22 protein-coding genes, 1 tRNA gene and 1 pseudogene are annotated in these 21,503 nt (G+C 64.2%); 18 read left to right on the top strand and 6 right to left on the bottom strand.

Annotation, left to right across the window (positions count from 1 at the left end; genetic code table 11):
• Positions 1 to 16: 16 nt before the first annotated feature.
• The gene (locus BJA_RS24790; RefSeq protein ID WP_038966301.1) at positions 17 to 733 is read left to right on the top strand and encodes a cation transporter; all 717 of its coding nucleotides are present in this window, start codon (positions 17 to 19) and stop codon (positions 731 to 733) included.
• A 159-nt stretch (positions 734 to 892) separates the two neighbouring features.
• On the opposite strand, the gene pepT is transcribed toward BJA_RS24790, so the two are convergent.
• On the bottom strand, positions 893 to 2,143 hold the full coding sequence (pepT, locus tag BJA_RS24785; RefSeq protein ID WP_011087691.1) for a peptidase T: 1,251 nt from the start codon (positions 2,141 to 2,143) through the stop codon (positions 893 to 895).
• 104 nt (positions 2,144 to 2,247) lie between these two features.
• Positions 2,248 to 2,553 (bottom strand): annotated as a pseudogene (locus BJA_RS24780) (HU family DNA-binding protein); the annotation flags it as partial.
• A gap of 228 nt (positions 2,554 to 2,781) precedes the next feature.
• Between BJA_RS24780 and BJA_RS24775 the strand changes: the two are divergent.
• Positions 2,782 to 2,858: transfer RNA gene (locus tag BJA_RS24775), tRNA-Asp, on the top strand.
• A 219-nt stretch (positions 2,859 to 3,077) separates the two neighbouring features.
• A complete protein-coding gene (locus tag BJA_RS24770) occupies positions 3,078 to 3,920 on the top strand; it encodes an FkbM family methyltransferase (RefSeq protein WP_236842066.1) in 843 nt (280 codons plus the stop codon).
• Positions 3,921 to 4,065: 145 nt separating this feature from the next.
• On the opposite strand, the gene BJA_RS24765 is transcribed toward BJA_RS24770, so the two are convergent.
• The 3 genes from BJA_RS24765 to BJA_RS24755 all read right to left on the bottom strand — a co-directional run bounded on the left by BJA_RS24765 (position 4,066) and on the right by BJA_RS24755 (position 6,962).
• Positions 4,066 to 4,269, bottom strand: a complete 204-nt coding sequence (locus tag BJA_RS24765) for a hypothetical protein (protein ID WP_028171704.1) — start codon at positions 4,267 to 4,269, stop codon at positions 4,066 to 4,068.
• Between the two features lie 143 nt (positions 4,270 to 4,412).
• On the bottom strand, positions 4,413 to 5,708 hold the full coding sequence (locus BJA_RS24760; protein WP_011087688.1) for a spinster family MFS transporter: 1,296 nt from the start codon (positions 5,706 to 5,708) through the stop codon (positions 4,413 to 4,415).
• A gap of 63 nt (positions 5,709 to 5,771) precedes the next feature.
• Positions 5,772 to 6,962, bottom strand: a complete 1,191-nt coding sequence (locus tag BJA_RS24755; protein ID WP_011087687.1) for an aromatic ring-hydroxylating dioxygenase subunit alpha — start codon at positions 6,960 to 6,962, stop codon at positions 5,772 to 5,774.
• Between the two features lie 216 nt (positions 6,963 to 7,178).
• Here BJA_RS24755 and BJA_RS24750 point away from each other — a divergent pair, with 216 nt between their 5' ends.
• Together BJA_RS24750 and BJA_RS24745 are read left to right on the top strand one after the other, a co-directional pair.
• Positions 7,179 to 7,688: a MarR family winged helix-turn-helix transcriptional regulator gene (locus BJA_RS24750; RefSeq protein ID WP_011087686.1), complete on the top strand. Its 510-nt coding sequence runs from the start codon at positions 7,179 to 7,181 to the stop codon at positions 7,686 to 7,688.
• Positions 7,689 to 7,865: 177 nt separating this feature from the next.
• Positions 7,866 to 10,121 (top strand): TonB-dependent siderophore receptor, encoded by a 2,256-nt coding sequence (locus tag BJA_RS24745; RefSeq protein ID WP_038966299.1) that lies wholly within the window; start codon positions 7,866 to 7,868, stop codon positions 10,119 to 10,121.
• Positions 10,122 to 10,465: 344 nt separating this feature from the next.
• Here BJA_RS24745 and BJA_RS24740 read toward each other — a convergent pair whose 3' ends face one another.
• Positions 10,466 to 10,660: a hypothetical protein gene (locus BJA_RS24740; protein ID WP_038966298.1), complete on the bottom strand. Its 195-nt coding sequence runs from the start codon at positions 10,658 to 10,660 to the stop codon at positions 10,466 to 10,468.
• 164 nt (positions 10,661 to 10,824) lie between these two features.
• Between BJA_RS24740 and BJA_RS24735 the strand changes: the two genes are divergently transcribed.
• The 13 genes from BJA_RS24735 (at position 10,825) to nuoK (ending at position 21,479) form a co-directional block, all read left to right on the top strand.
• On the top strand, positions 10,825 to 11,190 hold the full coding sequence (locus BJA_RS24735; protein ID WP_008136158.1) for an NADH-quinone oxidoreductase subunit A: 366 nt from the start codon (positions 10,825 to 10,827) through the stop codon (positions 11,188 to 11,190).
• Positions 11,187 to 11,768, top strand: a complete 582-nt coding sequence (locus BJA_RS24730; protein WP_370140497.1) for a NuoB/complex I 20 kDa subunit family protein — start codon at positions 11,187 to 11,189, stop codon at positions 11,766 to 11,768. Before BJA_RS24735 ends, BJA_RS24730 begins: the two co-directional genes overlap by 4 nt.
• Positions 11,769 to 11,779: 11 nt before the next feature.
• Positions 11,780 to 12,391, top strand: a complete 612-nt coding sequence (locus tag BJA_RS24725) for an NADH-quinone oxidoreductase subunit C (RefSeq protein WP_011087683.1) — start codon at positions 11,780 to 11,782, stop codon at positions 12,389 to 12,391.
• A gap of 2 nt (positions 12,392 to 12,393) precedes the next feature.
• Positions 12,394 to 13,590 (top strand): NADH-quinone oxidoreductase subunit D, encoded by a 1,197-nt coding sequence (locus tag BJA_RS24720; protein ID WP_011087682.1) that lies wholly within the window; start codon positions 12,394 to 12,396, stop codon positions 13,588 to 13,590.
• Positions 13,590 to 14,567, top strand: a complete 978-nt coding sequence (locus BJA_RS24715; protein WP_038966297.1) for an FkbM family methyltransferase — start codon at positions 13,590 to 13,592, stop codon at positions 14,565 to 14,567. The genes BJA_RS24720 and BJA_RS24715 overlap by 1 nt, the downstream gene beginning before the upstream one ends.
• A 10-nt stretch (positions 14,568 to 14,577) precedes the next feature.
• A complete protein-coding gene (gene nuoE, locus BJA_RS24710) occupies positions 14,578 to 15,189 on the top strand; it encodes an NADH-quinone oxidoreductase subunit NuoE (RefSeq protein ID WP_011087680.1) in 612 nt (203 codons plus the stop codon).
• The gene (locus tag BJA_RS24705) at positions 15,189 to 15,395 is read left to right on the top strand and encodes a hypothetical protein (protein ID WP_011087679.1); all 207 of its coding nucleotides are present in this window, start codon (positions 15,189 to 15,191) and stop codon (positions 15,393 to 15,395) included. The genes nuoE and BJA_RS24705 overlap by 1 nt, the downstream gene beginning before the upstream one ends.
• A 15-nt stretch (positions 15,396 to 15,410) precedes the next feature.
• Entirely contained in the window at positions 15,411 to 16,736 is a 1,326-nt protein-coding gene (nuoF, locus tag BJA_RS24700) for an NADH-quinone oxidoreductase subunit NuoF (protein ID WP_011087678.1), read from the top strand.
• A gap of 5 nt (positions 16,737 to 16,741) precedes the next feature.
• Positions 16,742 to 18,817 carry an NADH-quinone oxidoreductase subunit NuoG gene (gene nuoG, locus BJA_RS24695; protein ID WP_011087677.1) on the top strand — a complete coding sequence of 692 codons (2,076 nt, stop codon included), beginning with the start codon at positions 16,742 to 16,744 and terminating at the stop codon, positions 18,815 to 18,817.
• A gap of 10 nt (positions 18,818 to 18,827) precedes the next feature.
• Positions 18,828 to 19,895, top strand: a complete 1,068-nt coding sequence (nuoH, locus tag BJA_RS24690; RefSeq protein ID WP_011087676.1) for an NADH-quinone oxidoreductase subunit NuoH — start codon at positions 18,828 to 18,830, stop codon at positions 19,893 to 19,895.
• A gap of 14 nt (positions 19,896 to 19,909) precedes the next feature.
• Positions 19,910 to 20,398: an NADH-quinone oxidoreductase subunit NuoI gene (nuoI, locus tag BJA_RS24685; RefSeq protein WP_026232873.1), complete on the top strand. Its 489-nt coding sequence runs from the start codon at positions 19,910 to 19,912 to the stop codon at positions 20,396 to 20,398.
• A 137-nt stretch (positions 20,399 to 20,535) separates the two neighbouring features.
• Positions 20,536 to 21,174, top strand: a complete 639-nt coding sequence (locus BJA_RS24680; protein WP_011087674.1) for an NADH-quinone oxidoreductase subunit J — start codon at positions 20,536 to 20,538, stop codon at positions 21,172 to 21,174.
• Entirely contained in the window at positions 21,171 to 21,479 is a 309-nt protein-coding gene (gene nuoK, locus BJA_RS24675) for an NADH-quinone oxidoreductase subunit NuoK (RefSeq protein WP_008547737.1), read from the top strand. Before BJA_RS24680 ends, nuoK begins: the two co-directional genes overlap by 4 nt.
• Positions 21,480 to 21,503: the final 24 nt, after the last annotated feature.

Genomic DNA, 21,503 nt, shown 5'->3' with positions numbered 1-21,503 from the left:
CCGGAGGGAGCCTGGAGTGCCTGAAGAGTCCTGCTGCTCACACGACGCGTGCTGCGAGAAGGCCGCCAAACCCCGCGTGGAGGAGGTCGCCACGTCGGGCTGCGCCGACTGCTGCTCGGCAGGTGTTCCGGTCTTCGACGGGCTTGATCCACGATACAAGCGCATATTGTGGACCGTCATCGCCATCAACGCGGCGATGTTCGTGAGCGAAATGGTGGCGGGCCACTTGGCCGGCTCGCAGGCTCTCAAGGCCGACGCTCTCGACTTCCTGGCCGATACAGTCACCTACGGCTTGAGCCTTTCGGTCATCGGCGCGAGCCTCAAGACACGGGCCACCGCCGCACTGTTCAAGGGGGTGTCGCTCAGCGCGATGGCAGCCTGGGTGTTCGGATCAACGGTCTATCAGACCCTGATCCTGGGGCTTCCCCGTGCGGAGCTGATGGGAGCGATGAGCCTGGCCGCGCTGGCGGCGAATCTGACCTCGGTTCTCCTGCTCGCGCGCTACAAGGACGGCGACGCCAACGTGCGGTCGGTATGGCTCTGCTCGCGCAATGACGCGGTCGGCAACGTCATTGTGATGATTGCTGCCGTTGGCGTATTCGGTACCGGAACGGCATGGCCTGATCTCGCTGTTGCCGCCGTGATGGCGGGAATTTTCCTCACCTCATCTTTGCAGATCCTGCGGCAAGCGTGGGCGGAGTATCGCGGCGGCCAAGCTGCTGCGACCGCCTGAGGGGCAGGCTGGTCCCGGGCGCAATCGAGACGCGAAAAGGCCCCAGCCCGGGGCTGACCGGCTAAGGCCTTTGTGCTCACAATCTTCGTCCTTGGGACTTGGATCGCCAACGTTCCCTAGGGCTTGGAATTATTTCGCGCGCCGAGATTAGCCGCGCGCCTACGCTTTCTCCTCCCAGATCATGGCGAGGTGCACGATCGTCTGCACCGCCTTTTCCATGTCCTGCCGGCTGACCCATTCCAGGCGCGAATGGAACGCGTGCTCGCCCGCGAAGATGTTGGGGCAGGGCAGGCCCATGAAGGACAGGCGCGAGCCGTCGGTGCCGCCGCGGATCGCGGTGCGCATCGGGCGCAGGCCGGCGCGGCGGATCGCCTCGATGGCGTATTCGAGAATGTGCGGGTGACGGTCGATCACCTGCTTCATGTTGCGATACTGCTCCTTGACCTCGAACTTGTAGGTCGAGCGCGGATAGTCCTTCATCACATCCTTGACGATGTTCTCGAGCAGGACCTCCTTCTCCTTCAGCCCTTCGTCGGTGAAGTCGCGCACGATGAAGGAGAGCGTTGCCTGCTCGAGCGCACCGTCGATGCCGATTGGATGCAGGAAGCCCTGCTTGCCTGACGTCGTCTCGGGCGAACAGCCTTCCTTCGGGAGTCGCTCGACGATGGCGGCTGCGATCTTGATCGCGTGCTCCATCTTGCCCTTGGCATAGCCCGGATGGGCACTGACGCCGTTGATGGTGATGGTGGCACCATCAGCCGAGAAGGTCTCGTCCTCGACGGAGCCCGCGGTCTCGCCGTCCATGGTGTAGCCGAAATCGGCGCCAAGCTTCTTGATGTCGACATTGTCGACGCCGCGGCCGATTTCCTCGTCCGGCGTGAACAGGATCTTGAGGGTGCCGTGCTTCGCATCGGGGTTGTAGATGAAGAAATGCGCGGCATCCATGATCTCGGCGACGCCGGCCTTGTTGTCGGCGCCCAGCAGCGTGGTGCCGTCGGTGGTGATGATGTCGTTGCCGATCTGGTTCTTCAGCGCGGGATGCTCGGCGAAGCGGATCACCTGGCTGGTATCGCCCGGCAGGGTGATGTCGCCGCCGCGATAGTTCTTCACGACCTGCGGTTTCACGTCCTTGCCGGTGACGTCGGGCGAGGTGTCCATGTGCGAGCAGAAGCAGATCACCGGCACCTTCTTGTCGGTGTTGGCCGGGATCGTTGCGTAAACGTAGCCGTAGTCGTCGAGATGGGCGTCGGCGACGCCCATTGCCTTCAGCTCGGTGACGAGGACGCGGCCGAGGTCTTTCTGCTTCTCGGTCGAGGGCGAGCTGGGGGATTCCGGATCGGACTGGGTGTCGATGGTGACGTAGCGCAGGAAGCGCTCGGTCACGGTATGCGTGAAGATGAGTGAGGACATTTCTGGTCAAACCGCCGGGGGTCAGGGGGAGCAGGCGGTATATCAGAAAAGCGGGCCACGTTGCGGCCGGAACGAGCTTCGATCAGGCTTAACGAACAGTCACCTCAGATCGCCTCTTTCAGTTCCTTGACCGGGCGGAAGGCGACCTTCTTGCTGGCCTTGATGTGGATGGGCTCGCCTGTGGCGGGATTGCGGCCGGTGCGGGCCGCGCGCTTGCGGACCTGGAGGATGCCCAGCCCCACGATCCGGACGCGGTCGCCCTTCTTCAGGTGCTTGGCGATCAGCTCGACCATGTCGGTGAGGACGGCCTCGGCGTGCTTCTTCGACAGGTCCTGGCTTTCCGCGATGTCGGCGGCGAGGTGCTTGAGGGTGATGGTGGCGGGAGCGGCTGCCTTCTTCGCCATGTCTGGCCTCCTCGATTCTTGCCGGTGGCTGGGGAGACCGCCCCCGGACCCCGCAGGTTCCCGGAGGCGTAGACGATTCGGGACCGGACTGACTACGCCGCCCGGCGCGGCCGGGTCACGTTCCTGCGCGCCACCGGCGGATATCCGCTCCTTCAGGCTGTGGATGCAACGTCCTTGACTTCACCAAGCCCGGCCTTTAAGTCCCCCCTCGTTCCGCGGACATCTGTGCGCCACGCGGGAGTAGCTCAGTTGGTTAGAGCGCCGGCCTGTCACGCCGGAGGTCGCGGGTTCGAGCCCCGTCTCTCGCGCCATTTTATGGCGGAAATCAATAACTTAATCGCTGAATAGAAACCCTCCCTGGCAAACCGCCAGCGGAGCAAAGCGCGTATGCGACGATCGGCGAGCGGGTGGTCGTTATTTTCGATTTTTTCGTGTTTCCGATCTTGCCCGCAACAAGCGGTGTGCAACACATTGTGCAACCCGCCAGACCGCCGACGACCGGTCAAACCGCTCTCATTCGGATCAATCCAATGCAGGCAGCCGATTTCAGCGCAACGCTGCAAAATTTGTTCGCCAAGGGCGTGCGGTACGGGGCCGTGATCGACCTTGGCTGTGCCGATGGGCATTTCGTTCTTAACCACCTGTCACGGCTCGGTGGTGCGGTGCCGCTCAACATTGATGCCAACCGGATCTATGAGAACTCCCTGAAGGCCATCAAGGAGGTGCTTGGCGGGCACTATCGGATCTGCGCCATCACCGACCATGAGGGTGAGATCGAGATCACCGAGTCGGTGCATCCCTACTGGTCGTCCGTGCGCCCGGCGGGCGATCTCTACTGGGCGCGGCTCAACGACCTGATCAAGAGCAAGGTCAAGGTGCCGGCGACGACACTCGATGCGCTGGTCAAGGAACTGTCGCTCGAGCCGCCGTTCCTGCTCAAGCTCGACGTGCAGGGCGCCGAAAAGGCCGCGCTGAAGGGCGCGCGTTACGTGCTCGAAAATTGCAGCGTCGTCGTGTGCGAGGCCGACATCGACGACTTCCAGGACATCAACGCGACGCTGCTGGAGGCAGGTTTCTTCCTCTACGACCTGACGACGCTGCAGCGCCTGCGCGACGGAACGCTCGGCTGGTTTTACCCCGTCTATGTCAGCGGCAAGCTCGCCCACCTGAAGCCGCAGGCGTTCTGGGATACCGGCGACAATGCGGCGGTCATCGAGGTGCAGGAGGCGCGCCGCAAGATGATCCTCGAACAGAACAGCAAGATATTGAACCGGCTGCGCTACGGGCAGGCCGATGCCGGCCGGAATGATCCCTGTCCCTGCGGCTCGGGGCAGAAATTCAAGCATTGCTGCGGCAGCTACCGGGCCGACTGACTTTGGCGCAGTCTGCCGGCTCGTCGAGCTATAGAATACACCCTTGACATTTCAAAGGCTTGGCAGGCCACCTTCAGTCGACGGCTGAAAATCAAAAGGCCGCCCGAGGGCGGCCGGTTGGGGGTCAAATCGAACCTTTTCGCCGTCAGCGAATCTCCGACGTGCCCGCGCTGGTGATCGCCACAGGCTTGCCGGCCTTGATCATCTGGGTGGACTGGGCGGTCTGGCCGTAATCGGCGTTGGTACGGGCAGCAATCCCGAAACCGGCCACTGCAATGCCGGCAACCAGCGCCACCACCACGATCTTCAGGTGGGTCGCACGATCAGCAGAGTGAATTGAGTGGTTCATCTGAGCCTCCCGACGGGCTTTGCCGCCGTCTATGGGCTCATGTCTTAAGGACCATCTGTTTCCGGATGGTTTCGCGGGTTCCGCAAAATGGTTTCATTAATAAGCCCGGTTGGTTTCGCCGCGCTTGCGGCGAGGCGGCGCCCTCAGGCGGCGGCCCGGCCGATATCGTCCCGGATGGTGCAGGCCGCCCAGACGAACAGCAGGGCGCCCAACGTGGTCGTGACCGCCGCCGAGAGCAGGGAATAACGCACGGCGTCCGCGCCATAGCTGCCTTTGAGGGCATCGTTGACCATGCCGACGGCCAGCGGGCCGACGCCCTGGCCGAAGCAGGTGGCGGTGAGCGCGATCAGGGCGGAGGCCAGCGCGCGCATGCTCGGCTTTGCCACGGTCTGCGCGATCGCGAAGATCGGCCCGAGATGGAAGCCGACCAGGAACGAGGTCAGCGCCAGCATCGCGACCATCATCGCGAAATCCTGCGTCAGCATGCACAGCGCGAACACCGGACCGGCGAGACCTGAGGTGATCGCGGGCGCCCAGAGCTTCCAGCGGTCGTCGCCGCGGCTCACTTGCGCCACCACGAAGCCGCCGAGCAGGGTGCCGGCCATTCCGGCGAGCCCCTTGAAGGTGCCGGCATAGGTGCCGATCTCGGCGCTCGACAGGTGGTGCACGCGCGCGAGGAACGGGGGGATCCACGCCGCGGTCGCGTAGTTGGTGTAGGTGGTGAGGCAGAAGCCGATCAGCACGATGATGAAGCTCCGCTGCGAGGCGAGGAAGCGCAGCGTCGGGCCGAGCGGCTCGGGCACGAAGCTCTCCTGCATCGCGCCGCGCTTCGGCTCCGAGATCGTCAGCCACAGGATAGCCGCGAGCAGGATGCCCGGCAGGCCGGCGACGTAGAAGGCCATCCGCCAGCCATAGTGCTGGTTGACGTAGCCGCCGACGAAATAGCCGAGGAAGACGCCGAGATAAGTGCCGATGGCGTAGATGCCGAGCGCGCGCGGGCGTTCGTTCTTGGCAAAGAGATCGGCGACGATCGACTGCGAGACGGGCGAGCCCGCGGATTCGCCGATGCCGACGCCGATGCGCGCCAGCGCCAGCGAGGTCACGCTCGAGGCCGCGCCGCACAGCGCCGTCATCGCGCTCCAGAACGCGAAGGCCACGGCCACGATGTTGCGCCGGTTGAGCCGGTCGGCGGCGCGCGCGATGGGGATGCCGAGCAGGGAGTAGAACAGCGCGAAGCCGAAGCCTGCGAGCAGGCCCATCATGGTGTCGCTGAGGGCAAACTCCTTCTTGATCGGCTCGATCAGGACGTTGAAGATCGTGCGGTCGAGGAAGTTCAGCGCGTAGATGACGGTGAGCAGCCCCAGCACGTAATAGCGCCGCGCCGAGGGCTTTGCCGCGGCAGTCGTTTGCACCGACACTTGTGACGTCACATCGACCATCGCATCCCCCCAATTTTGTCTTTGTTGTCGTTGTCGGTCCAGCCCTTATTGGAGCTGGCCGCTTCACGCGTCGCGGATGTAATTCCCCGCTTCGAATTCGACCGGCGCCGCGCCCACATCGAACGACACGCCGATCGGGTCGCGATCTGCCTCCATCGCCTCCAGTTGCTCGCTCAGCATGCGCCGGATCATCAGGATGCCGCGGTCGCTCTGGCCGAAATGCTCCTCGGAGTGAACGGTCAACGGGCCCTGGCCGACCTGGGCTTCGTAATCACCAGGGAATTGCTGGTGCTCGGCCTCGGTCATGTCCCACCAGAATTTTCCGTTGAACTTGGAGCGCATCCGGCCGATGTCGCCTGATGTCCTGACGCGACCGGCAACGTAGATGCGGAACGAGGTGTCGTCGATCGGCAGTGTCCAGCCGATCGACTCGACGCGGGCGAACTGCGCCACGCGCGGATTGGGCACGACGCGCAAGGTGGGGAGGGCGGCTTCGGTGACGCGATAGAACACCTTGCCGTCATCCTGCCTGCGGATCGAACGCACGGCGATCCCGCGCGGCGTCTTGTCGAACTTCACCTCCGGCATCGAGGCCATCATGTCAGTGAATTGCGGGCCCGAGAACGAGCCGTGCAGCACCGGCACGTGATAGGGATCGACCACGTTCTCGAAATGCTGCAGCCAGTTGCAGGGAATGACTGCCGGCCCGCCGCCGCCGATCGAGGAATCGTCGGCCTCGACGAACTCGCCGTCGTCCATGTTTTCGAGGCACTCATAGCGCGGCAGCACGGGGCGTTTCTCGGCCGGGCCCATATAGGCGAAGATCAGTCCGTAGCGCTCTTCGACCGGGTACCAGGGCTGGCGCACCTTGTCCTTGAACTGGCCGCCGTCGGGCTCGCAGGGCTGCTCCAGGCAGTGGCCCTCGGTGTCGAACTTCCAGCCGTGATAGCAGCAGCGGATTCCGTCCTCCTCGACCTTGCCATAATAGAGCGTGGTGCCGCGATGGCAGCATCGCGCGTGCAAGAGGCCGGCGCGGCCATGCTTGTCGCGGAATAGCACCAGATCCTCGCCCAGCGCCCGCACCTTCTTCGGGGTGTCGGTGGCATCACCGATCAGCCCGACCGGGTGCCAGTAGCGGCGGAGCAGTTCGCCCATTGGCGTGCCGCGCACGACCGAGGTTAGCTCGGTGCGCGTCTGCGCCGGTTTCATCGCATAGGCCGTGCCGAGATCGCGATCCCGCTGGGTGATCGTCATGCTGGTCCTCCCGCTGTGGGCCGTGCTGGCCAGGCCTTTTTTGTGCCTTTGTCGCAGTGAAAAATAATTCGATGACAATGTCAACGATCTTCCAAGTGCCGCTTGGTCGCATTCGGATGAGGTAGGAGGCGGCCTGCCTCAAGCTTGGGACTTGAGCCCGGCACTTGCTTCGGACTTGGACTTGGCAGGTCACCGCTTTCTTGGCACAGGTGAACGATGAACCAGACACCGAGGGATGGGTGGACGACGCCCGAGGCGGGCGAGAGCGAGGCGGCGCCGATCACCGTGATGCTGTCGTCGCGGCTGATGGTGCTGGCCAATCTGCTCAAGCGCGGCGCCATCCTGCGCTACAAGCGCCTCGCTGGATTGTCCTCGGTCGAGTTCGGTCTGGTCGCCTCGCTCGGCCGGCGGCCGCCGATGAGCGTCGCGCGGCTCGCCGAAGCGGTCGGCCAGGACAAGGGACAGATCAGCCGCGCGCTTGCGGAACTCGTCTCGCGCAAGCTGATCGCGAAATCGGCCAACCCGAAGGACAGTCGCGAGGTGCTGGTCTCGCTCACCGCGGCGGGTCTCGCCGCGCATGACGTGATCGTCGAAGGCGCGCAGGACCGCAATCGGCGCCTGCTTGAATCGCTGAGCGAAGCCGAGTTCGACACGCTGCTGCGCCAGGTCGATCAGCTCACGGCGATTGCCGCCGAGATGCTCGAGGCCGAAAAAAATTCGCGCTGATGTCTCGGCAATCCCTGGAAATGTTGGATCGCTTCTAAGAGTCTCTCTAAGAAGTTTTCAATTAGGGAAATCGCGCACCCTCACATAAGCGTCACTGCAAACGCATGCCGTGTCGGGACACGACGGCATGACGCATCGAACATGCAGCTTTGGGGTGGCGCGTTGAACAGTCTTGGAATGCTGCGGTCGGCCGTGTTGGCGACCGCATCCGCTTGGGTCTTGGTGCCGCAGGCATCGCTTGCACAATCGTCTATGCAGAGTGGCGCTCAGAACCTGCCGTCGGTGACCGTCACGGCGCCGGAGGCGCGCCGCCGCGCACCCGCGTCGGCCGTGCGTAGCGCACCGCGGCGGTCAGTGCAGGCAGCGAATAGAAGCAAACCGCAGCCGCAGCGCAACGCCGGCTTCGTCGAGACGCCGCGCGGCCCCGTGCGCGGCTACGTCGCCGGCCGCAGTGCGTCAGGCACCAAAACCGACACGCCGATCATGGAGACGCCGCAGTCGGTGTCCGTCATCAGTGCGGAGCAGATCCGCGACCAGAAGGCGAACAAGCTCGACGAGGTGCTGCGCTACACCGCCGGCGTGCGGGCAGGGACCTTCGGCGCGGATACGCGCAACGATTGGTGGCTGATCCGCGGCTTCAAGTCCGACGACGTCGGGCTGTTCCTCGACGGCATGCAGCTGTTCTACACGTCCTATGCGAGCTGGAAGCTCCAGACGCCGAACATGGAGCGCGTCGAGGTGCTGCGCGGCCCGTCAGCGGTGCTCTACGGCGGATCGAGCCCGAGCGGCATCGTCAACGTCATCAGCAAGCTGCCGCCGGCCGAGCCGATCCGCTATGTCGAGACCGGCGTCAACAATTTCGGCAACGCCTATGTCGGCTTCGATGTCGGCGGGCCGGTCGCGACGCAAGCGCAGAACGGCAAGCTGTTCTACCGCGTCGTCGGCCAGGTCCAGAACGGCCCGACGCAGGTCAATTTCACGCCCGACAACAACTACTTCATCGCACCGTCCGTGACCTGGAAGCCGGATGCCGACACGACGTTTACGGTGCTGGCATCCGCTTCCCGGCAGGAAACCCGCGGCATCAACTTCCTGCCCTATGTCGGGACGGTCACCAATGCCTCGTTCGGCAAGATCCCGACCAGCTTCTTTGCCGGCGATCCCAGCGTCGACAAGTTCACGCGCGAGCAGGAGATGCTCGGCTACCAGTTCGAGCGCAATCTCACCGACGATCTGACATTCCGGCAGAATGCGCGGTTTGCCCATGTCGACGTGACCTATCGTGGCTATGTCGGCAACGACTACGGCAATCAGGCAACCGCCACGCTCAACCGCTACAATTGGTATGCGAAGAACACCGCCAACCAGGGCGATCTCGACAACCAGCTCGAATATCGCTTCGACACCGGTCCGGTGAAGCACACGATGCTGTTCGGGGTCGACCTGAAGGGTTATCAGATCGATGACTATCAGGCCTTCGGGTTCGGCGTGTCCTCGATCAACATCTTCAATCCGGTCTACGGTCAGGCGGAAACCCCGTTGCCGACCACGCCGTTCCGCAACTTCCAGATCACGCAGAAGCAGGCCGGCACCTACATCCAGGACCAGATGAAGCTCGGCAATTTTACGCTGGTCTTGAGCGGCCGCAATGATTGGGTCGCGACGACGCAAGACGCCCGCGACACGGGGGCTACGGTCAGCAGCCGCGATGACAGCAGGTTCAGCGGGCGCGCCGGCCTGATCTACAATTTCGACAACGGCATCGCGCCCTACGTCTCCTATTCGACGAGCTACAATCCGATCGTCGGCCTCAACGCACAGAACCAGCTGTTCCTGCCGGAGACCGGCAAGCAGGCCGAAATCGGTGTGAAGATCGCGCCGAAGGGCTTTGACGGCTATTTCACCGTATCTGCCTTCGATCTGGTCCGTCAAAATGTGGCGACGACACTGCCGGGCAGTGTTCCGGTCTTGCAGAACCAGACCGGCGAGGTGACCTCGCGTGGCATCGAGCTCGAAGCGGTAGCGAACGCCACCAAGGAGCTGAAGCTGATCGGCGCCTTCACGGCTTATCACCTGTTCAACAGCAAGGATCTCGATCCGTCGTTGGTCGGCAAGACGCCGACCAACACGCCGGAGCTGCTGGTGTCGGGCTGGGCGGACTACACCTTTAGGGACGGACCGCTCGAGGGCTTCGGCTTCGGCGGCGGCGTGCGCTACATCGGCTCCTCCTGGGCCGACACCGCCAACACGCTTGAAGTTCCCGCGGTCGTGCTCGGCGACCTCGCGCTCCACTACGAATGGCAGAACTGGCGCACGGCACTCAACGTGATCAACCTGACCGACAAGATCTATGTCGCGAGCTGTGCCTCGGCCACGTCGTGCTTCTACGGCGATCGCCGGCGCGTGACCGCCAGCGTCTCCTACAAGTGGTGAGGGCGGGCGAGCGCACGGCATGTTGACGCTGCACATATCGAGGTTCCGACCGGCCTGAGCTCGACCATGCCCTTGTTCTGCTGACCGGACGACCGCTGATCTTCCAGCGGGAGATCGATGAGCTCCCGGGCTATGCCCCCCGGCCCGGAGCTCATGCGAGCGCGGCGCGTGCGACGGTCCTGCAAGTCGCCGACGCCGCGCTCGCGGTCGATCCGAGGCGGGGTCTGCGCCGACGCATTCGCCAGACGAGCCCCGGTCCCGTCGCGATGCATGGCTCGTCCGACCATCCGCGCCTGATACGTGTCCTTGCTGCACCTGTCCTCTTGCCGCCGCGGCCGCCAACACTATGTCGCCTGGGTGACGGTAAGGGCCTCCGCGACGGTCATTGCCTGGGTCCGGGTGCGCTGCCGCACGGAAAACCCGGGCATTTTGACCGGATGCCATGCGGCCCGCGCTGCCTTGGTCTGTGCACCGCAATCTCGGTACGGCCGCTGCACAAAACTGCGGTCGCCCTTGCTGGGCTTGGCGATCTGCTCCATACCAGCCGCGGGGTGATTCCGGGATTTTCTCCGTTCTGGGGGCGGCAAAGGGCCTAAAAAGAGCGTGTCTTGCGCCCATTGGTGCACTGCGCTAAGGCTCAGAATAATTCCAAATCGGGACGAATCCGCGGCTCCCCCGACGTCGCGGGAAAAAGGGCTCGCCAATGAGCGGCATTCTACAGAACTATCTTCCACTCGTCGTCTTCATAGGGGTAGCGGGCCTCATCGGCCTCGTGCTGCTGATCGCGCCTTTCATCGTGGCGTTCCAGCAGCCGGACCCCGAAAAGCTGTCGGCGTATGAGTGCGGTTTCAACGCCTTCGACGACGCCCGCATGAAATTCGACGTCCGCTTCTACCTGGTCGCCATCCTCTTCATCATCTTCGATCTCGAGGTGGCGTTCCTGTTTCCTTGGGCGGTGGCGTTCGGCAAGCTTGGCGCGACCGGCTTCTGGTCCATGGTGGTGTTCCTCGCCGTGCTGACGGTCGGGTTCGCCTATGAATGGAAGAAAGGGGCACTGGAATGGGATTGAACCCAGCACCGTCCACAGGTCCGGTTCTCGCGCCGGCCCCCAAGGGCATTCTGGATCCGTCGACCGGCAAGCCGGTCGGGGCCAACGATCCGTTCTTCCTTGAGGTCAATTCGGAGCTGTCCGACAAGGGTTTCTTCGTCGCCGCGACCGACGACCTCATCACCTGGGCGCGCACCGGCTCGCTGATGTGGATGACCTTCGGTCTCGCCTGCTGCGCGGTCGAGATGATGCAGGTGTCGATGCCGCGCTACGACGTCGAGCGTTTCGGCTTCGCGCCGCGTGCCTCGCCGCGGCAGTCCGACGTGATGATCGTCGCGGGCACGCTCACCAACAAGATGGCGCCGGCGCTGCGCAAGGTCTACGACCAGATGCCCGAGCCGCGCTACGTCATCTCGATGGGGTCGTGCGCCAATGGCGGCGGCTACTATCACTATTCCTACTCGGTCGTGCGCGGCTGTGACCGCATCGTGCCGATCGACATCTACGTGCCGGGCTGCCCGCCCACGGCGGAAGCGCTGCTCTACGGCGTGCTGCTGCTTCAGAAGAAGATCCGGCGCACCGGCACCATCGAACGCTAAGGTTTTACGTCATGGACGATGGCAAGCTCGACGCCCTTGGGCAAACGATCGTTAGCGCGCTTCCGGGCGCGGCCACCGGTCATTCGGTGGCCTTCAACCAGCTCACGGTGGATGTCGAGGCCGCCAGGATCGTCGAGGTGGTCAAGTACCTCCGTGACGATCCGAACTGCCGCTTCGTCAACTTCACCGACATCACGGCGGTGGACTACCCGTCGCGCGAGAAGCGCTTCGACGTCGTCTACCATCTGATGTCGCCGACCCTGAACACACGGATCCGGCTCAAGGCCCAGGCCGACGAGACCACGCAGGTGCCGTCGCTGATCGACGTGTTCCCCGGCGCCGACTGGTTCGAGCGCGAGGCCTACGACCTCTATGGCGTGTTCTTCGTCGGCCATCCCGACATGCGCCGCATCCTCACCGATTACGGTTTCGAGGGCCATCCGCTGCGCAAGGACTTTCCGACCACCGGCTTCGTTGAGGTCCGCTACGACGACCAGGAGAAGCGGGTGGTGTACGAGCCTGTCAGGCTCAACCAGGAATTCCGCAAGTTCGATTTCCTCTCGCCGTGGGAAGGGGCGGACTATCCGCTTCCCGGTGACGAGAAGGCGGGACCGAAGGCCTGATCATGAACGAGCAACCTGAAAATCTCCGCAACTTCACCATCAACTTTGGGCCGCAGCATCCGGCGGCCCATGGTGTGTTGCGTCTTGTGCTCGAATTGGACGGCGAAATCGTCGCGCGCGTCGACCCGCATATCGGCCTGCTTCACCGCGGCACCGAGAAGCTGATCGAGCAGAAGACCTATCTCCAGGCGATCCCTTATTTCGATCGCCTCGATTACGTCGCGCCGATGAACCAGGAGCACGCCTTCTGCCTCGCCGCGGAAAAGCTGCTCGGCATCGAGGTGCCGCGCCGCGGCCAGCTGATCCGCGTGCTCTATTGCGAGATCGGCCGCATCCTGTCGCATCTGCTCAACGTCACCACGCAGGCGATGGACGTCGGCGCGCTGACCCCGCCGCTGTGGGGTTTCGAAGAGCGCGAGAAGCTGATGGTGTTCTACGAGCGCGCCTCGGGCAGCCGCATGCATGCGGCCTTCTTCCGCGTCGGCGGCGTGCATCAGGACCTGCCGCAGAAGCTGGTCGACGACATCGAGGCCTGGTGCGATCCGTTCCTGAAGGTGGTGGACGACCTCGACCGCCTGCTCACCGCCAACCGCATCTTCAAGCAGCGCAATGTCGATATCGGCGTGGTGCCGCTGAAGGAAGCCTGGGAGTGGGGTTTCTCGGGCGTGATGGTGCGCGGCTCCGGCGCGGCCTGGGACCTGCGCAAGTCGCAGCCCTATGAGTGCTACGCCGAGATGGATTTCGACATTCCGATCGGCAAGAACGGCGACTGCTACGACCGCTACCTGATCCGCATGGAAGAGATGCGCCAGTCGGTACGCATCATGAGGCAGTGCATCCAGAAGCTGAACGCGCCCGAGGGCAAGGGTCCCGTCGTCGTCGAGGACAACAAGGTTGCGCCGCCGCGCCGTGGCGAGATGAAGCGCTCGATGGAAGCGCTGATCCACCACTTCAAGCTCTACACCGAAGGCGTTCACGTGCCGGCCGGCGAGGTCTATGCCGCGGTCGAGGCGCCCAAGGGCGAGTTCGGCGTCTATCTCGTCGCCGACGGCACCAACAAGCCCTACAAGTGCAAGATCCGCGCGCCGGGCTTCGCCCATCTGCAGGCCATGGACCACATCTGCCGCGGCCATCTGCTCGCCGACGTCTCGGCGATCCTGGGTTCGCTCGACATCGTGTTCGGTGAGGTCGATCGGTGATGGCGCAGGCGCCAATCCAGTTTGACCGCGCCTCGGGGGCCCTTGAAGGGGCCAACCTGTGGGAGCGGACGGCTGCCTTGGCGCTGGTGACGGGATCGAAGATCTCGTCGCACTTCTCGCATATGGGCTATATCGCCTGCGCGAACCTGCTGCGGAAAACGCTGCCCGAGCGCAATATCGCGATCAAGCTCAATCCCGACGCCGTGTTCGAATTCCCGTATGGCGACGGCTATTGGAGCAAGCTGCTCAACCGTTCCTATATCTATGAGGACGAGCTGGAGCTCCTGTTCGCCGACTCCATCGACGTCGACTACACGCTGCTCGATTGCGGCGCCAACTACGGCTACTGGTCGGTGCTGGTGTCGAGCAGGCCGTTCGGCTCGCACAAGGCGATCGCGATCGAGCCGTCGGGCCAGAACTATCCGAAGCTTGCCAACAACGCCCGCATCAACGGTGGCCGCTTCGAAACCATGAAATGCGCGATCGGCTCTGCCCGCGGTACTGCGCGGCTGTCCGGCACGAAGCACGAAGCCTTCAGCATCGCCGGCGATCCGTCGGCGGGTGGCGAGGACGTGCCCGTGATCGCGCTCGACAATCTGATCGACGACGGCAAGGTCGAGGCCAGCGGCAAGTACCTGATCAAGCTCGACGTCGAGGGTGTCGAGATCGAGGCGATCAAGGGCGGCGCCCGGCTGCTTGAGACCGACAGCGTCATCATGTGCGAGGAGCACGGCAGCGACCGCAGCCACGCGGTGTCGCGCTTTATCCTCGAACAGACCCCGCTGACGCTGATCGTGTTCGATCCGCGCAGCAACCGGATGGAGACCGTGAAGGAGCTGTCGATCCTCGACCGCATCAAGGTCTCGACCCACGTCGGCTACAACGTTTTCGGCACCGCAAGCGCATTCTGGCAGGACAGGATCGATGCCCTGAATGCCAAGACCCTGAGTGCCAACACCGCGCGCCGCATGCAGTGAGAGATAAGAGATGTCCGTCCGCCGATTAGCACCGAAGGAAGTCCAGCCCGCGAGCTTTGCGTTCACGGAGGAGAACCTTGCGTTCGCCAAGCAGCAGATCGCGAAATATCCGGCCGGGCGCCAGGCCTCCGCGGTCATCGCGATCCTCTGGCGCGCGCAGGAGCAGCACGACGGCTGGGTGTCGGAAGCCGCCATCCGCGTCATCGCCGACATGCTCGACATGCCCTATATTCGCGTGCTCGAGGTCGCGACCTTCTACACGATGTTCCAGCTCGCCCCCGTCGGCAAGAAGGCCCACGTCCAGGTCTGCGGCACCACGCCATGCCGCCTGCGCGGCGCCGAGGACCTGATCCACGTCTGTGAGCACCGCATCCATCACGAGCCCTTCCATCTCTCCAAGGACGGCAATTTCAGCTGGGAAGAGGTCGAGTGTCTCGGCGCCTGCGTGAATGCACCGATGGTGCTGATCGGCAAGGACACCTATGAGGACCTGACCAAGGAGAGCTTTGGCAAGGTGCTCGACGGCTTTGCCTCCGGCAATCCGCCAAAGCCCGGTCCGCAGAACGGCCGCCAGTTCTCGGCGCCGATCACCGGGCCGACCACGCTGAAGGAGATCACCTGATGCGTGATCTCTCGTCGCCGGCAGTGGAGGGGAGCGGTGCCATGAAGAAGTGGGGCTTCATCGCGATGCATGCCGCCGTCGCGGCCATTTTCATCTTCCTGCTGCAGCGTTTCAGCCTGAACGCGTCGCTGGAATCCAGCCTGCTCTGGGCGCTGACCTTCGCCGTCTGCGCCGCCGGACTTGCCTACAAGCAGTCCAATCGTTGATCGGAAAGCACTGATATGCTCGAGGACAAGGACCGCATCTTCAAGAACCTCTACGGCCTCCATGACTGGGGGCTCGAGGGTGCGCGGCGCCGCGGCGCCTGGGATGGTACGAAGAACATCATCGACAAGGGCCGCGACTGGATCATCAACGAGATGAAGGCCTCGGGCCTGCGCGGCCGCGGCGGCGCCGGCTTCCCGACCGGCCTGAAATGGTCCTTCATGCCGAAGGAATCGACCGACGGCCGGCCGAGCTATCTCGTCGTCAACGCCGACGAATCCGAGCCCGGCACCTGCAAGGATCGCGAGATCATGCGGCACGACCCGCATCTCCTGATCGAGGGCTGCCTGATCGCCAGCTGCGCGATGAACGCGCATGCCTGCTACATCTATGTCCGCGGCGAGTTCATCCGCGAGCGCGAGCATCTCCAGGCCGCGATCGACCAGGCCTACGAGGCCAAGCTGGTCGGCAAGGACAATGTCAACGGATGGCCGTTCGACATCTACGTCGCGCACGGCGCCGGCGCCTATATCTGCGGTGAGGAGACCGCGCTGCTCGAAAGCCTCGAGGGCAAGAAGGGCCAGCCGCGCCTGAAGCCGCCGTTCCCGGCGAATGTCGGCCTGTTCGGCTGCCCGACCACCGTCAACAACGTCGAGTCGATCGCGGTGGCGCCGGATATCCTGCGCCGTGGCGCGGCGTGGTTCGCCGGCATCGGCCGTCCGAACAATGTCGGCACCAAGCTGTTCTGCATCTCCGGCCATGTCGAGCGGCCCTGCAACGTCGAAGAAGCCATGGGCATTCCGTTCCGCGAGCTGATCGAGAAGCATTGCGGCGGCATCCGCGGCGGCTGGGACAACCTCAAGGCCGTGATCCCCGGCGGCTCGTCGGTGCGCATGGTGCCGGCCGAGCAGATCATCGATACGCCGATGGATTTCGACAGCCTGAGCAAGCTGCGCTCGGGTCTCGGCACCGCGGCCGTGATCGTGATGGACAAGTCCACCGATTTGATCCGCGCCATCGCCCGCATCTCGTACTTCTACAAGCATGAGAGCTGTGGCCAGTGCACGCCGTGCCGCGAGGGCACGGGGTGGATGTGGCGCGTCCTGACCCGCATGGCCGAAGGCCGCGCCCACAAGCGCGAGATCGACATGCTGCTGGAGGTCACCAAGCAGGTCGAAGGCCACACCATCTGCGCGCTCGGCGACGCAGCCGCCTGGCCGATCCAGGGCCTGATCGCGCATTTCCGTCATGAGATCGAAGCGCGCATCGACCAGTATTCGCATAAGTCCGACATCGACGATATCGGCGTCCGCGATCCCGTGAACATGGTCGCGGCGGAGTAAGAGACATGACCAAGCTCATCATCGACGGCAAAGAGATCGATGTTCCGGCCGAGTACACGCTGCTTCAGGCGTGCGAGGCCGCTGGCGCCGAGATTCCGCGCTTCTGCTATCACGAGCGGCTGTCGATCGCCGGCAATTGCCGGATGTGCCTCGTCGAAGTGAAGGGCGGCCCGAAGCCGGTCGCGAGCTGCGCCTGGGGCGTGCGCGATTGCCGTCCGGGTCCCAAGGGCGAGCCGCCGGAAATCTCCACCCGTTCGCCGATGGTGAAGAAGGCACGCGAAGGCGTGATGGAATTCCTTCTCATCAACCATCCGCTGGACTGCCCGATCTGCGACCAGGGCGGCGAGTGCGACCTGCAGGACCAGGCGATGGGCTATGGTGTCGACACCAGCCGCTTCGCCGAGAACAAGCGCGCCGTCGAGGACAAATATCTCGGCGCGCTGGTCAAGACCTCGATGAACCGCTGCATCCAGTGCACGCGCTGCGTCCGCTTCTCGGCGGAAGTCGCCGGCGCGCCTGAGATGGGCGCCACCGGCCGCGGCGAGGACATGGAGATCACGACCTATCTCCAGCACGCGCTGACGTCGGAATTGCAGGGTAACCTCGTCGACATCTGCCCGGTCGGCGCGCTGACCTCGAAGCCCTATGCCTTTGCGGCCCGCCCGTGGGAGCTCGGCAAGACGCAGTCGATCGACGTCATGGACGGCGTCGGCTCGGCGATCCGCGTCGACACCCGCGGCCGCGAGGTGATGCGCGTGCTGCCGCGCATCAACGAGGCCGTGAACGAGGAGTGGATCTCCGACAAGACCCGTCACATCGTCGATGGCCTGCGCACCCAGCGCCTCGACCGGCCCTACATCCGCGAGGCCGGCAAGCTGCGCGCGGCGAGCTGGACTGAGGCCTTTGCCGCGATCGCCGCGAAAGCGGCGCGCAGCGACGGCAAGCGCATCGGCGCGATCGCCGGCGACCTCGCCGGCGTCGAGGAGATGTTCGCGCTGAAGGACCTGCTCGCCAAATACGGCTCAAGCAACCTCGCGGTGCATGGCGGCGACGCCTTCGATCCGGCGCTCGGTCGCGGCTCCTACATCTTCAATCCGACGCTTGTCGGTGTCGAGCAGGCGGATGCGCTGCTCATCATCGGCGCCAATCCGCGCAAGGAGGCGGCCGTGTTCAACGCCCGCATCCGCAAGCGCTGGCGCTCCGGCGGCTTCAAGGTCGGCGTGATCGGCGCCAAGGCCGACCTGACCTATGACTACGATCATCTCGGCGCAGGCACCGAGACGCTCGGCGAGCTCGCGGCCGGCAAGCACTCCTTCATGGACGTGCTGAAGAACGCCAAGAACCCGATCATCCTGGTCGGCGCGGGCGCAGCCTCGCGTCACGACGGCGTCGCCATTCTGGCCGCCGCCGCCAAGCTCGCGATGGATGTCGGCGCGGTCAAGGACGGCTGGAACGGTTTCGGCGTGCTGCACGAGACCGCCTCGCGCGTCGGCGCGCTCGACATCGGCTTCTCCGCCGCGGCCGGTGGCCTGAACGCCGCGCAGATGACGACCTTCGGCACGCTCGACCTGCTGTTCCTGCTCGGCGCCGACGAGATCAAGGCGCCGGACGGCACCTTCGTCGTCTATATCGGCACCCATGGCGACCGCGGCGCGCACCGCGCCGACGTGATCCTGCCGGCCGCGGCCTACACCGAGAAGTCCGCGATCTACGTCAACACCGAGGGCCGTGTGCAGATGACGGGACGTGCCGCGTTCCCGCCGGGCGAAGCCCGCGAGGACTGGGCGATCGTCCGCGCGCTGTCGGAAGCGCTCGGCAAGAAGCTGGGCTACGACTCGCTTGCCGCGCTGCGCCAGGCGATCTTCAAGGCGGTGCCGCATCTGATCCGGCTCGACCAGATCGAGGCGGGCAGCGCCGACCAGATCAAGAGGCTGGCGGGCAAGGGCGGTTCGCCCGAGAAGGCGCCGTTCAAGCCCCTGGTCGACGACTTCTATTTGACCAACCCAATCGCGCGTGCGTCCGCCGTGATGGCGGAGTGCTCGCGGCTTGCCTCCGGGCAGATGCTGACCGCAGCGGAGTGAGCGTGATCTGATGGAATTCTTCGAAAGCGCATTCTGGACCGGTTTCCTCTGGCCGCTGATCATCATGGTCGCGGAGAGCGTCTTGGTGCTCGTCGTCCTGCTGGTCGCGATCGCCTATATCCTGCTCGCCGACCGCAAGATCTGGGCGGCGGTGCAGATCCGCCGCGGCCCGAACGTGGTCGGCCCCTGGGGCCTGCTGCAGTCCTTCGCCGACCTTCTGAAGTTCGTGCTGAAGGAGCCGATCATCCCGGCCGGCGCCAACAAGGGCGTGTTTCTCCTTGCTCCCTTGGTCTCATGCGTGCTCGCGCTTGCCGCCTGGGCGGTGATCCCGACCAATCTCGGCTGGGTGATCTCCGACATCAATGTCGGCATCCTCTTCATCTTCGCGATCTCGTCGCTGTCGATCTACGGCATCATCATGGCCGGCTGGTCGTCGAACTCGAAGTATCCGTTCCTGGCCGCGCTGCGCTCGGCCGCGCAGATGGTGTCCTACGAGGTCTCGATCGGCTTCGTCATCATCACGGTGCTGCTCTGCGCCGGCACGCTGAACCTGTCGGCCGTGGTCGAGGCCCAGCATGTCCGCGGCCTCGCCAGCCTGATCGGGCTGCCGCAGCTCACCATCCTGAACTGGTACGTCTGGCCGCTGTTCCCGATGTTCGTGGTGTTCTACGTCTCGGCGCTGGCGGAAACCAACCGTCCGCCGTTCGACCTCGTCGAAGCCGAATCCGAGCTCGTCGCCGGCTTCATGGTCGAGTATGGCTCGACGCCGTATTTGCTGTTCATGCTCGGCGAGTACGTCGCGATCGTCACGATGTGCGCGATGGCGACGATCCTGTTCCTCGGAGGCTGGCTGCCGCCGGTGGACCTGCCGCCCTTCAACTGGGTGCCGGGGATCATCTGGTTCTTGCTCAAAGTCTTCTTCATGTTCTTCCTGTTCGCGATGGCGAAGGCGATCGTGCCCCGCTACCGCTACGATCAACTGATGCGCCTCGGCTGGAAGGTGTTCCTGCCGCTGTCGCTGGCGATGGTGATCGTGGTGGCCGGTGTGCTGCACTTCGCCGGCATCGCGCCGAAGTGAGGGCCGTCATGGGTATCAACATCAACGCCACTGCACGCTCGCTTCTGCTGTCGGAATTCGTCTCGGCGTTCTTCCTCGCCATGCGTTATTTCTTCCAGCCGAAGCCGACGCTGAACTATCCGTTCGAGAAGGGCCCGATCTCGCCGCGCTTCCGCGGCGAGCACGCGCTGCGCCGCTATCCCAACGGCGAGGAACGCTGCATCGCCTGCAAGCTGTGCGAGGCCGTGTGCCCGGCCCAGGCCATCACCATCGAGGCCGGTCCGCGCCGCAACGACGGCACCCGCCGCACCGTGCGCTACGACATCGACATGGTGAAGTGCATCTATTGCGGCCTCTGCCAGGAGGCCTGTCCGGTCGACGCCATCGTCGAAGGTCCGAACTTTGAGTTCGCGACCGAGACCCGCGAGGAACTGTTCTATGACAAGGCCAAGCTGCTCGCCAACGGCGACCGCTGGGAACGCGAGATCGCGAAGGCGATCGAGCTCGATGCGCCGTACCGGTGAGATGAGAGCATGATCCTTCCCGCCACCTCCTCGTCATTCCGGGGCGCGCAAAGCGCGAACCCGGAATCTCGCGCCACAACCTCTAGATTCCGGGTTCGCGGGCTTTGCCCGCGCCCCGGAATGACGGGGAATGTCCAATGATCCTTCCCGCGCTGTTCTTCTATCTCTTCGCCGGCGTCTGCGTCGCCTCGGCGGTGATGGTGATTGTCTCGCGCAATCCCGTGCACTCCGTGCTGTACCTGATCCTGGCCTTCGTCAACGCCTCCGGCCTGTTCGTGCTGATGGGCGCCGAGTTCCTCGGCATGATGCTGATCGTCGTCTATGTCGGCGCGGTCGCGGTGCTGTTCCTGTTCGTGATCATGATGCTCGACGTCGACTTCCTCGAGCTGCGCGAGGGCTTCATCGAGTACCTGCCGGTCGGCCTCGTCATCGGCGGCATCTTCCTGTTCGAGCTGCTGCTCACCGTCGGCTTCTGGGTCATCAACCCCGGCGTCTCCAAGACGATCACGGCGGCGATCCCGACCAACGTGTCCAACACCGAGGCGCTCGGCCTCGTGCTCTATACGAAGTACGTCTACTACTTCCAGCTCGCGGGCATGGTGCTGCTGGTCGCCATGATCGGTGCCATCGTGCTGACGCTCAGGCACAAGGTGAGCGTGAAGCGGCAGGACATCAACGTTCAGAACGCGCGCACGCCCGACATGGCGATGGCGATGCGCAAGGTGGCGCCGGGGCAGGGGCTGTCGGATGCCGATGCGGCGGAGTGGGTGAAATGACGATCGGGCTCGGACACTATCTGGCGGTCGGCGCGATCCTGTTCACACTCGGGATCCTCGGCATCTTCCTGAACCGCAAGAACATCATCGTCATCCTGATGTCGATCGAGCTGATCCTGCTCTCGGTCAACATCAACCTCGTCGCGTTCTCGACCTTCCTCGGCGATATCGTCGGCCAGGTCTTCGCGCTTCTGGTGCTGACGGTTGCTGCTGCTGAGGCTGCGATCGGTCTCGCCATCCTGGTGGTCTATTTCCGCAACCGCGGCTCGATCGCGGTTGAGGACGTCAATCTGATGAAGGGCTGAGCGCATGATCCGGAAAAGTGGACA

It is taken from the genome of Bradyrhizobium diazoefficiens USDA 110 (assembly GCF_000011365.1).
GTDB lineage: Bacteria > Pseudomonadota > Alphaproteobacteria > Rhizobiales > Xanthobacteraceae > Bradyrhizobium > Bradyrhizobium diazoefficiens.
Note: the sequence above shows the minus strand (reverse complement) of the source record. Positions and strands in the feature narration are given on the sequence as shown.

Bases quoted from the DNA above. Each gene is read 5' to 3' on its own strand.
- pepT (WP_011087691.1), bottom strand. From the start codon at position 2,143: ATGTCCTCACTCATCTTCACGCATACCGTGACCGAGCGCTTCCTGCGC.
- BJA_RS24770 (WP_236842066.1), top strand. From the start codon at position 3,078: ATGCAGGCAGCCGATTTCAGCGCAACGCTGCAAAATTTGTTCGCCAAG.
- BJA_RS24765 (WP_028171704.1), bottom strand. From the start codon at position 4,269: ATGAACCACTCAATTCACTCTGCTGATCGTGCGACCCACCTGAAGATC.
- BJA_RS24760 (WP_011087688.1), bottom strand. From the start codon at position 5,708: ATGGTCGATGTGACGTCACAAGTGTCGGTGCAAACGACTGCCGCGGCA.
- BJA_RS24755 (WP_011087687.1), bottom strand. From the start codon at position 6,962: ATGACGATCACCCAGCGGGATCGCGATCTCGGCACGGCCTATGCGATG.
- BJA_RS24750 (WP_011087686.1), top strand. From the start codon at position 7,179: ATGAACCAGACACCGAGGGATGGGTGGACGACGCCCGAGGCGGGCGAG.
- BJA_RS24745 (WP_038966299.1), top strand. From the start codon at position 7,866: ATGCTGCGGTCGGCCGTGTTGGCGACCGCATCCGCTTGGGTCTTGGTG.
- BJA_RS24740 (WP_038966298.1), bottom strand. From the start codon at position 10,660: ATGGAGCAGATCGCCAAGCCCAGCAAGGGCGACCGCAGTTTTGTGCAG.
- BJA_RS24735 (WP_008136158.1), top strand. From the start codon at position 10,825: ATGAGCGGCATTCTACAGAACTATCTTCCACTCGTCGTCTTCATAGGG.
- BJA_RS24725 (WP_011087683.1), top strand. From the start codon at position 11,780: ATGGACGATGGCAAGCTCGACGCCCTTGGGCAAACGATCGTTAGCGCG.
- BJA_RS24720 (WP_011087682.1), top strand. From the start codon at position 12,394: ATGAACGAGCAACCTGAAAATCTCCGCAACTTCACCATCAACTTTGGG.
- BJA_RS24715 (WP_038966297.1), top strand. From the start codon at position 13,590: ATGGCGCAGGCGCCAATCCAGTTTGACCGCGCCTCGGGGGCCCTTGAA.
- nuoE (WP_011087680.1), top strand. From the start codon at position 14,578: ATGTCCGTCCGCCGATTAGCACCGAAGGAAGTCCAGCCCGCGAGCTTT.
- BJA_RS24705 (WP_011087679.1), top strand. From the start codon at position 15,189: ATGCGTGATCTCTCGTCGCCGGCAGTGGAGGGGAGCGGTGCCATGAAG.
- nuoF (WP_011087678.1), top strand. From the start codon at position 15,411: ATGCTCGAGGACAAGGACCGCATCTTCAAGAACCTCTACGGCCTCCAT.
- nuoG (WP_011087677.1), top strand. From the start codon at position 16,742: ATGACCAAGCTCATCATCGACGGCAAAGAGATCGATGTTCCGGCCGAG.
- nuoH (WP_011087676.1), top strand. From the start codon at position 18,828: ATGGAATTCTTCGAAAGCGCATTCTGGACCGGTTTCCTCTGGCCGCTG.
- BJA_RS24680 (WP_011087674.1), top strand. From the start codon at position 20,536: ATGATCCTTCCCGCGCTGTTCTTCTATCTCTTCGCCGGCGTCTGCGTC.
- nuoK (WP_008547737.1), top strand. From the start codon at position 21,171: ATGACGATCGGGCTCGGACACTATCTGGCGGTCGGCGCGATCCTGTTC.